Origin of the sequence: Falsiroseomonas oleicola, assembly GCF_019029495.1 — a bacterium.
Lineage (GTDB): Bacteria > Pseudomonadota > Alphaproteobacteria > Acetobacterales > Acetobacteraceae > Falsiroseomonas > Falsiroseomonas oleicola.
Genome location: NZ_JAERQM010000010.1, coordinates 1 through 13808 on the forward strand (window position 1 = coordinate 1; position 13808 = coordinate 13808).

General features: G+C 69.2%; 11 protein-coding genes and 1 pseudogene. 5 read left to right on the forward strand and 7 right to left on the reverse strand.

Translation table 11 applies throughout. The features are described from left to right. The first annotated feature begins 53 nt into the window (after nucleotides 1–53). The 5 genes and pseudogenes from JJQ90_RS24105 (at nucleotide 54) to JJQ90_RS24115 (ending at nucleotide 6261) form a co-directional block, all read left to right on the forward strand. On the forward strand, nucleotides 54–4325 hold the full coding sequence (locus JJQ90_RS24105) for an autotransporter-associated beta strand repeat-containing protein (protein WP_216878849.1): 4272 nt from the start codon (nucleotides 54–56) through the stop codon (nucleotides 4323–4325). A 198-nt stretch (nucleotides 4326–4523) separates the two neighbouring features. Then, entirely contained in the window at nucleotides 4524–4955 is a 432-nt protein-coding gene (locus JJQ90_RS27380; RefSeq protein WP_268958711.1) for a helix-turn-helix domain-containing protein, read from the forward strand. After that, nucleotides 4856–5122: a winged helix-turn-helix domain-containing protein gene (locus JJQ90_RS27385; protein ID WP_268958712.1), complete on the forward strand. Its 267-nt coding sequence runs from the start codon at nucleotides 4856–4858 to the stop codon at nucleotides 5120–5122. Before JJQ90_RS27380 ends, JJQ90_RS27385 begins: the two co-directional genes overlap by 100 nt. Before the next feature lie 199 nt (nucleotides 5123–5321). Further along, nucleotides 5322–5591 (forward strand): annotated as a pseudogene (locus JJQ90_RS27390) (transposase); the annotation flags it as partial. Nucleotides 5592–5622: 31 nt separating this feature from the next. Next, complete coding sequence (locus JJQ90_RS24115) at nucleotides 5623–6261, forward strand: hypothetical protein (protein ID WP_216878850.1); 639 nt, start codon at nucleotides 5623–5625, stop codon at nucleotides 6259–6261. Here the strand turns inward: JJQ90_RS24115 and JJQ90_RS24120 are convergent. The 7 genes from JJQ90_RS24120 to JJQ90_RS24150 form a co-directional block, all read right to left on the reverse strand. Further along, entirely contained in the window at nucleotides 6258–6902 is a 645-nt protein-coding gene (locus JJQ90_RS24120) for a hypothetical protein (protein WP_216878851.1), read from the reverse strand. The two genes, JJQ90_RS24115 and JJQ90_RS24120, sit on opposite strands and share 4 nt — an antisense overlap. A gap of 112 nt (nucleotides 6903–7014) precedes the next feature. Then, nucleotides 7015–8775: an ABC transporter transmembrane domain-containing protein gene (locus tag JJQ90_RS24125; RefSeq protein WP_329959511.1), complete on the reverse strand. Its 1761-nt coding sequence runs from the start codon at nucleotides 8773–8775 to the stop codon at nucleotides 7015–7017. A gap of 39 nt (nucleotides 8776–8814) precedes the next feature. Continuing rightward, nucleotides 8815–10134, reverse strand: coding sequence for a TRAP transporter large permease (locus JJQ90_RS24130; RefSeq protein ID WP_216878852.1), 1320 nt, complete (start codon nucleotides 10132–10134; stop codon nucleotides 8815–8817). Next, nucleotides 10134–10649, reverse strand: a complete 516-nt coding sequence (locus tag JJQ90_RS24135; protein ID WP_216878853.1) for a TRAP transporter small permease — start codon at nucleotides 10647–10649, stop codon at nucleotides 10134–10136. Before JJQ90_RS24135 ends, JJQ90_RS24130 begins: the two co-directional genes overlap by 1 nt. 74 nt (nucleotides 10650–10723) lie before the next feature. Further along, nucleotides 10724–11722: a TRAP transporter substrate-binding protein gene (locus JJQ90_RS24140; protein ID WP_216878854.1), complete on the reverse strand. Its 999-nt coding sequence runs from the start codon at nucleotides 11720–11722 to the stop codon at nucleotides 10724–10726. 90 nt (nucleotides 11723–11812) lie between these two features. Continuing rightward, on the reverse strand, nucleotides 11813–12250 hold the full coding sequence (locus JJQ90_RS24145) for a MaoC family dehydratase (RefSeq protein ID WP_216878855.1): 438 nt from the start codon (nucleotides 12248–12250) through the stop codon (nucleotides 11813–11815). Further along, on the reverse strand, nucleotides 12247–13791 hold the full coding sequence (locus JJQ90_RS24150) for an acyl CoA:acetate/3-ketoacid CoA transferase (RefSeq protein WP_216878856.1): 1545 nt from the start codon (nucleotides 13789–13791) through the stop codon (nucleotides 12247–12249). Before JJQ90_RS24150 ends, JJQ90_RS24145 begins: the two co-directional genes overlap by 4 nt. Between the last annotated feature and the right edge of the window lie 17 nt (nucleotides 13792–13808).

Below are 13808 nucleotides of genomic sequence, written 5' to 3' on the forward strand. Positions count from 1 at the left end.
CTGGATCATCTGGCTATGGCGAGGCTCTGCGTAGCGGCACGGCGCTGACAAGCGTGCCGCGTTCTTCCCCGGTGCTGGTCTCGGCCGCCTTCGCGGCGCTGTGCGGCCTGGCGGCACCGGCCGCCGCGCAGCCGGTCTGGATCGGACCGGGTACGGATTTCAACACCGCGACGAATTGGAGCACCGGGACGCTGCCGGGCGTGGGCGGGTTCATCTTCCAGAACACCGGGCCGACCAGCCTGTCCACCAGCACCTCATCGAACTTCCGTGGCATCCTGTATGACGTCGGTGCGCCGACCTATACGATCACCGCCACCGGAGTCACGACGCTGGAAGGCAACGTCGTCAACAATTCGGGCGTCGAACAGGTCATTATCATCCCGAACGGCCAGGCCATGTCGGTGCAGGGTACCTCCGCCACCGGCACCAACGTCACCTATCAGATCGATGGCGGGATGGTTCTCCGCAACAGTAGTGTGGGCGGCGAGTCGAATTTCATCGTCAACGGGCAGATGGTGATCCAGGGCGCGGCGCGGACCATCACCATGGGCGCGCTCAGCGGCGGCGCCAATGTCAGCCTCGACACCACGAGTGATGTCCGCCTTGTCATTGGCGGGCTGAACACGGTTGAGACCTATTCCGGGGTGCTCCGGCAGAACCAGACTGGCCTGATGACGCTCGAGAAGGTCGGCACCGGCGTGCTGACGCTGACCGGCACCAATACCTACACCGGCGGCACGACCATCACCGCGGGCACCCTGCAGATTGGCAATGGCGGCGCGGGCGGCAGGCTCGGCACCGGCGCGGTGGTGAACGACGCAGCGCTGGTCTTCAACACCACCAGCGCGCAATCCGTGGCGGATGTGATTTCCGGCACCGGCACGCTGAGGCAGAACGGCAGCGGCGTGCTGACGCTAGGCGGCGCCAATACCTATTCGGGTGGCACGACCATCACCACGGGCACCATTGCGCTGAATGACCTCGGTGGCCTTGGCACCGGCGGCGTGAGCCTGGATGGCGGCACGCTGCGCGGCAATGTCACGGGCACGCTCGCCAACGATATCGCCGTGGCCACTGCCGGCCTGGGCACGATCAGCGCCGCGACGGGCCAGACGGTGACGCTGACGGGCCAGTTCAGCCTGGGCGACGACGCCGTGATCGTCTTCGGCAGCCTGGCCAATACCGGCACGCTGATCGCGCAGTTCAGCGGTATCAGCACCACCAACCCGCCGGGTTCCCTGCGCATCGCGGGCGGTACGCTGGTCAGCGGCAATCGCAGCATTGCCCAGCTCAGCGAAAGGATCACCACCACCACCATCGATGCCGGCGCGACCCTCGACCTCGACGGCAATACCCCGTCGTCCAGCTTCGCCATCAATGATCTGCGCGGCGCCGGGCGGCTGACGAATACGGGCGTCACCTATGTCCGGGCGGGCGATTTCTCCGGCGAGATCGCCGGCACGGCGCAGTTGGAGAAGATCGGCGCCGACACGCTGATCCTGACGGGCGCCAATAGCTACACCGGCGGCACGACCATCACCGCGGGTACGCTGCAGGTGGGCAATGGCGGTACCACGGGCGCGCTCGGCACCGGCGCGGTGGTGAACGATGCGGCGCTGGCCTTCAACCGCGGCAATGCGGTGACCTTCGGGGAAGTGATCTCCGGCACCGGCACGCTGACGCAGAACGGCAGCAGCGTGTTGACCCTGACCGGCGCGAATACCTATTCGGGCGATACCACCATCGCGGCGGGCACGCTGCGGGTCGGCAATGGCGGCACCACGGGCACGCTGGGCAGCGGGGCGGTGGTGAACAATGCGGCGCTGGCGTTTGATCGCAGCGATGCGGTGACGGTCGGCAACCTGATCTCCGGCACCGGCACGCTGGCGCAGAATGGCAGCGGCGTGCTGACGCTGACGGGCGCCAACACCTATTCCGGTGGCACCGCGCTCCGCGCCGGCACCATCGAGATCGCCAATGGCGGCGCGCTCGGCACCGGGACCCTGACCTTCGATGGCGGTGCGCTACGCGCGACTGGGACGGACACGCTGGCCAACGCGATCGCGCTGAATACCGGCGCCAGCGCCAGCATCACCGCCGCGGCGGGAGAGACGCTGACCCTGACCGGCGCGCAATCCCTGCCCGGCGTCAACACGCTGGTCTTCGGCTCCGCAACCGATACCGGAATCATCCGCTATCGGCCCACATCGGTGAACTTCGCGTCGATGACCGAGCTTCGCGTGGCGGGCGGCACGCTTCGGATCGGCAATGCCATGCCGGGCGCCAACAGCACCATCATCGAGGCCGGCGCGACGCTCGATTTCAGCGAGCGGAGCAGCACGACCGAACAGATCACAAATCTGCAGGGTGCGGGGGACCTGATCAATCCGAACACCACCCTGCTTGTGTCCGGCAACTTTGCCGGACGCATCATGGGCAGCGGCGACATCGACAAGATCGGCATGGGCACGCTGATCCTGACCGGCGCAAACAGCTATTCCGGTGGCACGACGATCCAGACCGGCACGGTGCAGGTGGGCGATGGCGGCACCAGTGGCACGCTGGGCAGCGGGGCGGTGGTGAACAATGGCGCGCTGGTGTTCAACCGCTCCGATGCGGTGACGGTCGGCAACCTGATCTCCGGCAGCGGCACGCTGACCCAGGATGGGCCGGGCAACCTGATCCTGAACGCGGCCAATACCTACACCGGCGCCACCACGGTACAGGCCGGTCGGCTTTCGGTGAATGGCTCCATCGCCGCATCCTCCGGCGTCACGGTGGAAGCGGGCGGCACGCTGGGCGGCACGGGCAGCCTGCCGGGGGTTGCGGTGCGGGCGGGTGGCGCGATCGCGCCGGGCAATTCGATCGGCACGCTGACCGTCAGCGGCGACCTGGCGCTGGCGCCGGGCTCGACCACGCAGATCGAGGTGCAGGGCCCGCTGGCGGACCGGATCAACGTCTCCGGCACGGCGACGCTGGGCGGCACGCTGCAATTGGTGGCGCTGGGCGGCAGCTACAGCTTCAACGCGCCCTATACGCTGATCCAGGCCGGCGCGGTGGCGGGCAGCTTCGCCGCGCTGGACACGCAGGGCAGCTTCGGCGCCGGCGTGACCAGCACGGTGAATACCACGGCGACGGAGGCGCAGCTGCTGCTGACGCCGGCGATGCTGGTGCCGATCATCACCGACCCGCCGCCGCCGGCAACCCCCGGCGTGCCGGTGCCGATCCTGGGCCAGGGCACGCCGAACCAGATTGCGGTGGCGGCGGGCCTTGACCGTGCGGTGACGGACGGGGCCGATGTCTCGGCCTTCTTCCCGCTGTACAACCTGCCGGCGGCGCAACTGCCGCGCGGGCTGGACCAGGTCTCGGGCCAGGTGCATGCGGTGGCGGCGGGGCTGCACGCGCAGGGCGCCGGGCAGTTCCTGGGCGCCATCCTGGACCCGGCGCGGGATGCGGAGGCGCCGGGCGATGGCGCGGCCGGCTCCACCCCGCGCTACGCGGTCTGGGCCACGGCGCTGGCCGCCAACCAGCGGATGGAGGCGGGCGGCAACGCCACGAACTCCGTCTCCTCGACCAGCGGCGGCGTGGCGGCGGGGGCGGATGTGCGGCTCTCCGCGCAGGTGGTGGCGGGCTTCGCCCTGGCGGCGACGGGTGCGACGGCGCGGCTGTCGGATGGCCTTGGCCGGGCGGAAGGCACCCAGTTGCAGGGGGCGGTGCATGGCACGGGCCAGTTCGGGCCGCTGCGGCTGGCGGCGGCGCTGGCCTATGGCGCGATGGAACTTTCGACGGAGCGCTCGGTGCCGTTCCTCGGCGCCGGTGACCTGCGCAGCGATGTGACGAGCCAGGGCGTCTCCACCCGGCTGGAGGCCGGCTGGCGGGTGGCGGATGTGCTGCCGGGCGTGGCGCTGACACCGGCGCTGGCCTTCCAGGGCAGCTGGTACACGGTGCCGAGCTACACGGAACGCGCAACGGGCGGGCAGGGGGCGGCGGCGCTGGCAGTGGCCGGGCAGACGCAGGGCCAGTCGCGGCTGGAGATGACGGTGCGGGCGGATACCAGCCTGGGCCCGGCGCTGAGCGGCTTCGCGCGGGCGGGCTGGGCGGCCTACCTCCAGCGGGATGCGGGGATGAGCGCGCAGTTCATCGGTCTGCCGCAGGCCGGCTTCACGGTCAGCGGGCCGCGGCCGGATGCGCATGCGGCGCTGGTCTCGGGCGGGCTGGACTGGCGGCTGAGCCCCTCCACCACCGTGACCGCGCGGGTGGATGCGGAGCTTTCGGGCAATAGCCACGCCGTGAACGGCACGGCCCGCATCCGCTACGCCTTCTGAGGCGGGTGGGCGCGGGGCTGCAGCCGGGTGCGCGGGGGATTGAGGGCTTCGCGGGGCATTCCTGGCTGAAAGCTCCAGCAACTCCCGCGGCCTCTCATTGCGACTGATACCAACGGCATGACGTGTTGACTCGTGATGAGGGATTCCCGTGGTCACGGTGGCTGTGGTTCGCTGCCTTCTTTTGAAGGAGCAATGCGCATGGTGGCGGTGGCGATCACGCGTGATGAGCATGACGCGGCGTCGCTAAGGCGGGCGGCGTCCAGCAGCCGAGATGCGGACGCGGCGCGGCGGATGCTGGCGCTGGCCCTCATGCTGGAAGGCACCTCTCGGGCGGATGCGGCGCGACTGTGCGGGATGGACCGGCAGACGCTGCGCGACTGGGTGCACCGCTACAACGAGGCGGGGCTTGGTGGCCTGTCGGCGCGGCCGCATGGCGGTGGGCCGCGGCGGCTTTTGTCGGCCGAGCAGGAGGAGGTTGTCGCCGCGTTGGTGCGTAGCGGCCCGGACCCGGCCGAGCACACCGTGGTGCGTTGGCGACGGGTCGATCTTGCCGCGGTGATCGAGGCCCGGTTCGGGGTGCGCTTGCCGAGCGTACGGTCGGCGCGCTGCTGCGCCGGCTGGGTTTTGTAGGGCTATCAGTGCGGCCGCGGCACCCGGCGCATGACGCCCAGGCCCAGGAGGCACACAAAAAAACTTCGCCGATCTGGTCGCCGCGGCGATCCCGCCGCACGCACGCGGCAAGCCGATCGAACTCTGGTGGCAGGACGAGGCCCACGTCGGCCAGCAGGGTACCCTGACGCGCGTCTGGGCCGACAAGGGCAGCCGTCCGCCCGCACCGCGCGACCAGCGCTACCGCTGGGCCTACCTGTTCGGCGCCGTCTGCCCGGCGCGTGGCGTTGGTGCCGGCCTGGTGCTGCCGGTCGCCAATGGCCGCGCCATGAATGAGCACCTTGCCGAGATCAGCCGCCAGGTCGCACTCGGCGCGCACGCGTCGTCACGCTCGACGGCGCGGGCTGGCACCAACCCGGCGGCAAGCTGCGCATCCCCGACAACATCAGCCTGCTGCCGCTGCCGCCCTATTCCCCCGAACTCAACCCAGTCGAGAACGTCTGGCAGTTCCTCCGCCAGAACCACCTCAGCAACCGCGTCCATGAGACCTACGACGCCATCGTCGGCGCATGCTGCAACGCATGGAACTCCCTCGTCGCAGAACCCGCCCGCATCACCTCCATCGCCGCACGCGATTGGGCAGCGGTCAAAGCGTAATGCCGTCGGTATGATGCCGCATCAGGGCGCCATGGCGGCCGCCCTGCCGGATCTGCAGGACGCCTATGGCGTCATGTACCGCGCGCTGACGCTGACGGATTGCCATCTCGACCCCTTCGAGAAGGAATTCGTCTGGCTCGCCATCCTGACGGCGGCCGATGAGCATGTCGGCACCCACCACGTCGACCTGTTCTTCCGCACCGGCGGCACCGGGCGGCAGGCGGAGGCGGCCTTCCGCCTCGTCGCCTGGGCGTGGGGCGCGGAGACCTTCGCCTTCCTCGACCGGCACTGGCAGGGCTATTTTCCCGAGGTTCCGGCGGCGCGCGGCTATCTGGACGGGGTGGCGGCGCTGGTCGCCGGACTCGACGTGCCGCCGGCCCTGGCCCGGCTGGCGCTGCTCGGCATCCATGCGGCGCGGGGCGAGGAATGGGCGCTGGCCGTTGATCTGGAGGCCGCCTATGGCGCGGCGGTGCCCGAGCCGAAGATGGCGGAGGCGCTCAGCCTGGCGCTCTGGCCCTGCGGTGTGAACCAGTTCCTCAAGGCCAGCGTGGTCTGGCTGACCCTGCTGCGCAGCGGCCGGGTCAATCCCTCCGCGCCCTTCCGGGAATGGGCGGAGACGCCGGGGCAGGATGGCTTCGTGCTGCCGCCGCGCGGGGGTGAGGCGGGCTAGCGAAGGCTGCGGCAGTTCCGCTCGAAGGCCGCGAACAGGGCCGCGCCGCCGCTGATGTCGAAGGTGACTGTCTGTGGCCGACCGCGGCTGACCAGACCATGAATCCGCAATGACCTGCCACGGGCCAGAAGCGCCAGCGTCTGTTCCGAGAGCGCGGCATGGTTGCGCTGCACGTCGTCCGACAGCGTCACGATGTCATCGGCGCCGTTGACCTGCACGCGTCGCCGGACGCCGTCGATCTCCATGACAGCCTCCTCCCCCCGAAAGTGCCAGCCGCGCGGGGCGCCGAAATGGGCCATGACGAGGAAGTCTCCGTCGACGGCCCGGCCGCAACCGAGGCTCAGGGCCGATCGACGGTCCCTGGCCTGAATGCCCAGATCCCACTGCACGGTCGTCGGGGCCGTGAGGCGCCAGGCGGTGGACCGTGCCGCCGGCGCCGGCGGGCGCCGGCTTTCGGTCCCGACCCTGCCATCGGAGTCGACGCAGCGTTGCACGAAGGCGTCCCGCGCCGAGCCGGTCAGGCCACGGTCGCTGGCGGCGGCCCCGCATTGCCAGACCAGTTGCTGCACATCCATCTGCGCCTGGGCGGGCGCGGTGGCGGAAGAAGCCATCAAGATGGCCAGCATGAACGCGGGGCGCATCCTGTCTGCTCCTTGGTCCGATGGCGAAATCTTCCGACTTCATCTTCAGGAGTCAAGCAGTGGGGCAGGGTCGGCTGGTCCATGCCGCGCATCGTCGCAGGCGGTCCCGGCTTTACCCGGCTTCCGCGAATTGCAGCGCCGCCAGCCGCGCATAAAGCCCGCCCTGGCGCACAAGCTCGTCATGCGTGCCCTGGGCGACGATCCGCCCCTCCTCCAGCACCACGATCCGGTCCGCCTTGCGCACCGTGGCCAGGCGATGCGCCACCACCAGCGTGGTCCGGCCCTTGGACAGATCCTCCAGCGCCTGCTGCACCGATTGCTCGGATTCCGCATCCAGCGCGCTGGTCGCCTCGTCCAGCAGCAGGATCGGCGGGTCGCGCAGGATGGCGCGGGCGATGGCGATGCGCTGGCGCTGGCCGCCGGACAGCGTCACGCCCCGGGCACCGAGATGGGTGGCATAGCCCTGGGGCAGGCGCTCGATGAAGCCCTCCGCCGCCGCCGCGCGGGCTGCCGCGCGAACCTCGGCATCGGTCGCGCCCAGCCGGCCATAGCGGATGTTCTCGGCCACCGAGGTCGAGAAGATCGCCGGGTCCTGCGGCACCAGCCCCAGCCGCCCGCGCAGATCGGCGGGGTCGAGTGCCGCGGCATCCACCCCGTCCACCAGCACCCGGCCCGATTGCGGGTCGTAGAAGCGCAGCAGAAGCTGAAACACCGTGGTCTTGCCGGCGCCGGAGGGGCCGACCAGCGCCACCGTCTCCCCCGGCGCCACGGTCAGCGAAAAATCCTCCAGCGCCGCGCGGTCGGGCCGGCTGGGATAGGTGAAGCGCACGGCCTCGAAGGTGACGCGGCCCTGCGGCGGCTCCGGCAGCAAGGCCGGGCTCTCGGGGGCGCGGATGTCCGATTCGGCGGAGAGCAGTTCCAGCAGCCGGTCGGCCGCCGCCGCCGCGCGCTGGATCTCGCCCCAGAGCTCGCTCATCGTCGCGCCGGAGGAGGCCAGCAGCACGGCGTAGAAGACGAAGGCCGAAAGCTCGCCCCCCGTCATCCGCCCCGCCACCACATCATGCCCGCCGACCCAGAGGCTGAAGGTGATGGCGCCGAAGCCGCAGAGAATCACCACCAGGATCAGCGCGGTGCGGGAGGCGACGCGCCGCAGCGCGGCGGCGACCGAGGCCTCGGCCTCCGCCCCGAAGCGGCGGCGATCCTCCGGCTCATGGGTGAAGGCCTGGACGATGCGCAGGCCGTTCAGCGCTTCCTCCGCCGTTGCGGCCAGGTCCGCCACCCGTTCCTGCGCGACCTTCGAAAGCCTGCGTTCGCGGCGGCCGAAGATGACCAGCGGCACGATCACCAGCGGCAGCACCGCCAGCACGATGCCGGCCAGCTTGGCGCTGGTCGCCAGCAGCATGGCCAGCGCGCCGAGGCCCGTCAGCGTGTTGCGCAGCCCCATGGAGATGGCGGAGCCGATCAGGGATTGCAGCAGCCCGACATCGGCGGTCATGCGGGACAGGATGTCGCCGGTGCGCGCCGTTTCGAAATAGCGCGGCGAGAGCGACAGCACATGGTCGAAGACCCGCCGCCGCAGATCCGCCGCCACCCGCTCGCCGAGCCAGGAAACCAGATAGTAGCGGGCGGAGGTGGCGATCGCGAGCAGCGCGACGACGCTGCCCATGAAGATCGCCGCATTGTCCAGCGCCGCGGCGCCGCCGGTGAACCCCTCGTCGATCAGACGTCGCAGGCCCTGGCCGAGGGCCAGCGTCAGACCCGCCGCCGAGAGCAGGGCGAAGCCGGCCAGCAGCGTGCGGGACAGGTAGGGCCGCAATTGCGGCAACATCAGACGCAGCGAGGCCAGGGGCGGGCGGGGGGCGGGGGAGGTCACCCCGACTGAATGCACCCCGCCGCGCCCTGCAGCAACAGGCTACTCCATGAAGCCGGGCTCCAGCAGGCGCGGGATCAGCAGCGCCACATCCGGCAGCAGGATCAGCAGCACCAGAACCATGAACATCGGCACCAGCATGATCAGAACGTCCTTCAGCACGTCGACCAGCCGCAACCCGGCGATGGAACAGCAGATCAGCAGGCACAGGCCATAGGGCGGCGTCACCAGGCCGAAGGCCAGGGAGACGATGCTGATCATGGCGAAATGCACCGGGTGGATGTCGCCCGCCGCCGCGATCGGCTGGAGGATGGTGCCGACGATGATGATGGCCGGGATCGCATCCAGGAAGCAGCCCACCACCAGGAAGGTCGCCGCGATGAAGAAGCCGGTCGCGATCGACCCCATCTCCCAGGCCGAGACGCCGGAGAGCAGCGCCTGCGGGATCTGGTAGAAGGCCATCAGCCAGCCGAAGACGCTGGCGGTGCCGACGCAGAACAGCGTGATGGCGGCGAAGCGGCCGGTGCGGCTGAAGGCATCGTACAGCCCGCGCATGTCCATCTTGCGATAGACCAGCAGCGACAGCGCCAGGGCATAGAGCACGGCGATACAGGCCGCCTCGGTGGGCGTGAACCAGCCGAAGATCTTGCCGCCGATGATGATGAAGGGCGTCATCAGCGCGGGGATGGAGATGAACAGCGCGTGCGCCAGCTCACCCCAGGTGGCCTTGGGATAGGTCGGGTAGTTCCGCAGCTTCGCATAGACATGCACCGTGCCCATCTGCGAGGCCGCCAGCAGCAGCCCCGGCAGGATGCCGGCCAGGAACAGCGCGCCGATCGAGGTGGTCAGCACCCCGCCCCAGACGATCATCAGGATCGAGGGCGGGATCACCACCGCGAGCACGGAGGAGACGGCGGTGATGGCGACCGAGAAGCTCGGCGAGTAGCCTTCCTTGATCTGCGCATCGATGAAGACGCGGCCCTGGCTGGCGGCGTCCGCCGTGGAACTGCCGGAGATGCCGGCGAAGAACACCGACAGCACGACATTGATCTGCGCCAGCCCGCCGGGCAGATGCCCCACCATGGATCGTGACAGCGTGACCAGCCGGTCCGTGATGCCGCCCGCGGTCATCAGGTTGGCGGCCAGCAGGAAGAAGGGCACGGCCAGCAGGATGAAGGAGTTGTAGGAGTTGAACGTCTCCTGCACCAGGATCATCGGCCAGAGGCGGTCTTCCAGGATGAAGGCCGGCAGGCAGGCGATACCCAGGCTGACCGCCACCGGCACGCGCAGCGCCAGCAGGGTGAAGAAGATGCCGAACATGATCCACGCGGCTTCGCCGGTGGCCAGTGCATTGCCGCCCATCAGGAATCCGCCCTTTCGCCGTGCAGCAGGACCTGCACATCGTCCCACATGCGTTCACCGGCGAAGATCACCCAGGTGACGCCGGCGATCGGCCAGGCGATGTGGATGGTCCAGAGCGGCAGTTCCGCCAGTTCGCTGATCCGGTACCAGGCGGTATCGGTGAATTCCCAGCCATAGACGATGAAGACATAGGCGAAGCCCAGCACGAACAGCGCCGAGAGGATGTCCATCGCCGCCTTGGCGCGGCCGCGCAGGTTGTAGAACAGGTCGACGTTGAAATGCGTCGCCTCGCGCACGCCGATCATGCTGCCGATCATGATCATCCAGACCAGCAGGAAGCGGGACAGTTCCTCGGTCCAGATGTAGCGCGGGATGAAATCCACGAAGCGCGCGAAGATCTGCATGGTGACGGGCAGGATGATGCTGATGACGGTGACGACCAGCAGCACGTCGAGGCAACGCGCATAGAAGGCGGTGATGCGGCGGAACAATCCGCGCGCGCCCTGTGGCGGCATGCGGCTGGGTATCCTTCGCTTGTGGGCTCTGGGAGAAAAATGGCGGGGCGCGCGGCGCGCCCCGCCCGGAAGACTCAGGAGGTCAGTGCGTTGATGGCGGAGAAGATGCGGTCCGCATCGATCTCCTTCGCGTAGGCCTCCATCACCGGCGCGACGGCGGCGTTCATCTCCGCGCGCTGCGTGAAGGCGATCTTCTTCAGGCGGCCTGCGGATTCCAGCGCCGTGATCTTCGCCGCATCCTCGCTGCTTTCCGCATTGCGGCCGAAGACGCCGGCCTCACGGCCCGCGCGACGGATCGCTTCCTGCAGCTCGCGCGGCAGGCGGGACATGGTCTGCACGGAGAAGCACAGCGGCCGCACGGTGATGGCGTGCTCCGTCATGATGAGGTTCGGGCCGACTTCGTAGAAGCGCATCTGCTCGACACCCGCGGCCTCGTTCTCACCGGCCTGGATGACGTTGTTCTGGATGGCGTTGTAGACCTCGTTATAGGCGATCACCTGCGGCGCCATGCCGATCGCCTGGAAGGTGCGCGACCAGATCGGCGCGCCCTGCACGCGCACGCGCAGCCCGCGCAGTTCCGCCATGTTCGTGGCCGGGCGGTTGGAGAAGATGTTGCGCGTGCCGCCGCCGGCATAGCCGATCAGGGCGACGCGGGCGCGGCGCTCGACCTCGTCAGACACGGGCTTCAGCATGTCGCCGTCCAGCACCTTGTTCCAATGCGACAGGTCGCGGAACAGGAAGGGCGCGTCGATGAAGGGCGCGGCGCGGCTGAAGGTGGACATATGCGCCGGGCTGACAATGCCGAAGTCGACGGCGCGGCCGGCGGACATGTACTCGAAGTACTGCTTCTCCAGCCCCAGGGAGCTGTTGAGATGCCAGACGAAGTTCACCGGCCGGCCGTAATATTCCACCACCTTCGTCGCAAAATGCTTCATCGCGCGGGTGAAGACATGTTCCTCGTTGAACTGGCTGGCGCCGTTCAGCGTGATCGGCGTCTGCGCGCGGACCACATGTGGTGCGGCCAGCAGGCCGGAGGCAGCGGCGATGCCGCCGAGCAATGCGCGACGTTCCATGGATAGCTTCCCCTTGTGATTGCCGGGTCAAGACGCCCGGGTTTACGCGGGCAGTCTAAACTGCCTTCGCCATGCTTGGAAACCGCCCAGTTACCCGGGCTGCGCCACCCATTTCATCAGGTGGCGGGCGACCAGGCAGGTTTCGCCTTTCTGGTTCATCACCTCGCAGGCCGCTTCCGACCGGCGGCGTGCGGCGTCCAGGCTGTCCACGCGGTAGCGCGCGGTCAGGCTGTCGCCGATGAAGGCGGGGGCCAGGAAGCGCACGCGGTCATAGCCGATGGAAACCGGTACACCCTCCGCCCCCGCCGCGATCGCCCGCTGCGCCATGGCCGACGCCGTGGCGGAGAGCAGGCCCAGCACCAGCGCCCCATGGGCGATCCGCTGGCCATAGGGCGTGCGCGCGGCGTAGTCGGCATCGACATGCAGCGGGTCGTGATCGCCGGTGATCTCCGCCGTCAGCAGCAGGTCGCGTTCCGTCAGCGTCTTGGCGAAGCTGGACTCCGCGCCGGTCTCGATCCCGAAGATCACGGCGCCAGGCCCGCGAGGCGGTCGGAGACCGGGCGGCCGGGGCGTGCGGCGATATCGGCGGCGAGGTCCATGCGCGCCGCCGCGAACAGCCTGGCATCCATCTGCCGGAGGCTCGCCGCGATGGCGGGCCGAAAGCCCATGCGACCGCACACCTCCTCCACCGTCAGGCCGGGTGCGATTTCCACCATCTCCGGCCCCGCCGCGCCGAGCTGGAAGACGGCTGCTTCCGTCACATACAGCACCGGCTGGCCGCGTTCGCGGGCGAAGGCGCCGGAGAAGGTGATCTGCTCCACTTGCGCCACCGCCTTGGGCTTGCCGCCGGCGGTCAGCGTGCCGCCGAAGATCACGCGCTTCGCATGCTGGCTGATATTGATGAAGCCGCCCGGCCCGATCAGCTTCCCGCCGAAGCGGGAGACATTCACATTTCCCGCCGCATCGAATTCCGCGAAGGACAGGAAGGCGAGGTCGAGCCCGCCACCATCGTAGAAGTCGAACTGATAGGGCTGGTCGACCTGCGCATCCGGGTTCATCGCCGCCCCGGCCTCGCCGCCCGAGGCCGGCGCGCCGCCGATATTGCCCTGCTCATTGGTCAGGCAGATGGCGTCGAGGCAGCCTTCCTCCGCCGCCACATTGGCGATGCCGGTGAAGATGCCGCTTCCGAGATTGCAGATGGCGCGCGGAAACAATTCCAGCGCCCCGCGCCGCGCCACGATCTTGCGGGCATCCAGCTTCAGGCGGGGGATGTCGTCCAGGGGAATGCGGAACTCGCCCGAATAGGCGGGGGAATAGGGGGTGAGGTAGGTCTGCTCCTGCTCCGGCGCCACGACCACCAGATCCACCAATATGCCGGGGATCTTCACCATCTTCGGATGCAGGCTGCCGCGGCGCACCACGCGCTTCACCTGCACCACCACGATGCCACCGCAGCGCTTCGTCGCCTGTGCCTCGGAGAGCATCTCCAGCGTCACCGCCTCCTGCTCCATGGAGACATTGCCGTCCTCATCCGCGGTGGTGCCGCGCAGGAAGGCGACATCGACATGATAGGGCTTGTAGAACAGCATCTCCTCGCCGCGCAGCGTCACCAGCTCCACCAGATCTTCCTTGGCGGAGGGGCTCTGGCGGCCGCCCTCGACGCGTGGATCGACGAAGCTGTGCAGCCCGGTCTTCGTGAACAGCCCCATCCGCCCGGCGGCCATTTCGCGCATGAGCTGGGACAGCACGCCCTGCGGCAGGGACCAGGCCTCGATCTCATCGGCCAGGGCCATGGCGCCGACCGGCGGGCTGTTGACGTAGCTGCCGGCGATATTGCGCTTCAGCAGGCCCTTCCGGGCCAGATGGCCGAGGCCGCGCGTCCCGCCATCGCCCACGCCCACAGGATGCAGCGCCGTGATGCCGCGCGGCGCGCCCGATTCGGCGAAACGCGCGCCGAGCGCGGCGAGCAGCGCCTCCGGCACCGCATGCCCACCGCCGGAGCCACCGATCAGCAGCGTATCGCCATCCCGCAGCAGCGATGCCGCCTGCCGCGCCGTCACTTTGCGCATCCCGCCCGTTTCCCCAA

Bases quoted from the DNA above. Each gene is read 5' to 3' on its own strand.
- JJQ90_RS27380 (WP_268958711.1), top strand. From the start codon at position 4,524: ATGGTGGCGGTGGCGATCACGCGTGATGAGCATGACGCGGCGTCGCTA.
- JJQ90_RS24115 (WP_216878850.1), top strand. From the start codon at position 5,623: ATGGCGGCCGCCCTGCCGGATCTGCAGGACGCCTATGGCGTCATGTAC.
- JJQ90_RS24120 (WP_216878851.1), bottom strand. From the start codon at position 6,902: ATGCGCCCCGCGTTCATGCTGGCCATCTTGATGGCTTCTTCCGCCACC.
- JJQ90_RS24130 (WP_216878852.1), bottom strand. From the start codon at position 10,134: ATGGGCGGCAATGCACTGGCCACCGGCGAAGCCGCGTGGATCATGTTC.
- JJQ90_RS24135 (WP_216878853.1), bottom strand. From the start codon at position 10,649: ATGCCGCCACAGGGCGCGCGCGGATTGTTCCGCCGCATCACCGCCTTC.
- JJQ90_RS24140 (WP_216878854.1), bottom strand. From the start codon at position 11,722: ATGGAACGTCGCGCATTGCTCGGCGGCATCGCCGCTGCCTCCGGCCTG.
- JJQ90_RS24150 (WP_216878856.1), bottom strand. From the start codon at position 13,791: ATGCGCAAAGTGACGGCGCGGCAGGCGGCATCGCTGCTGCGGGATGGC.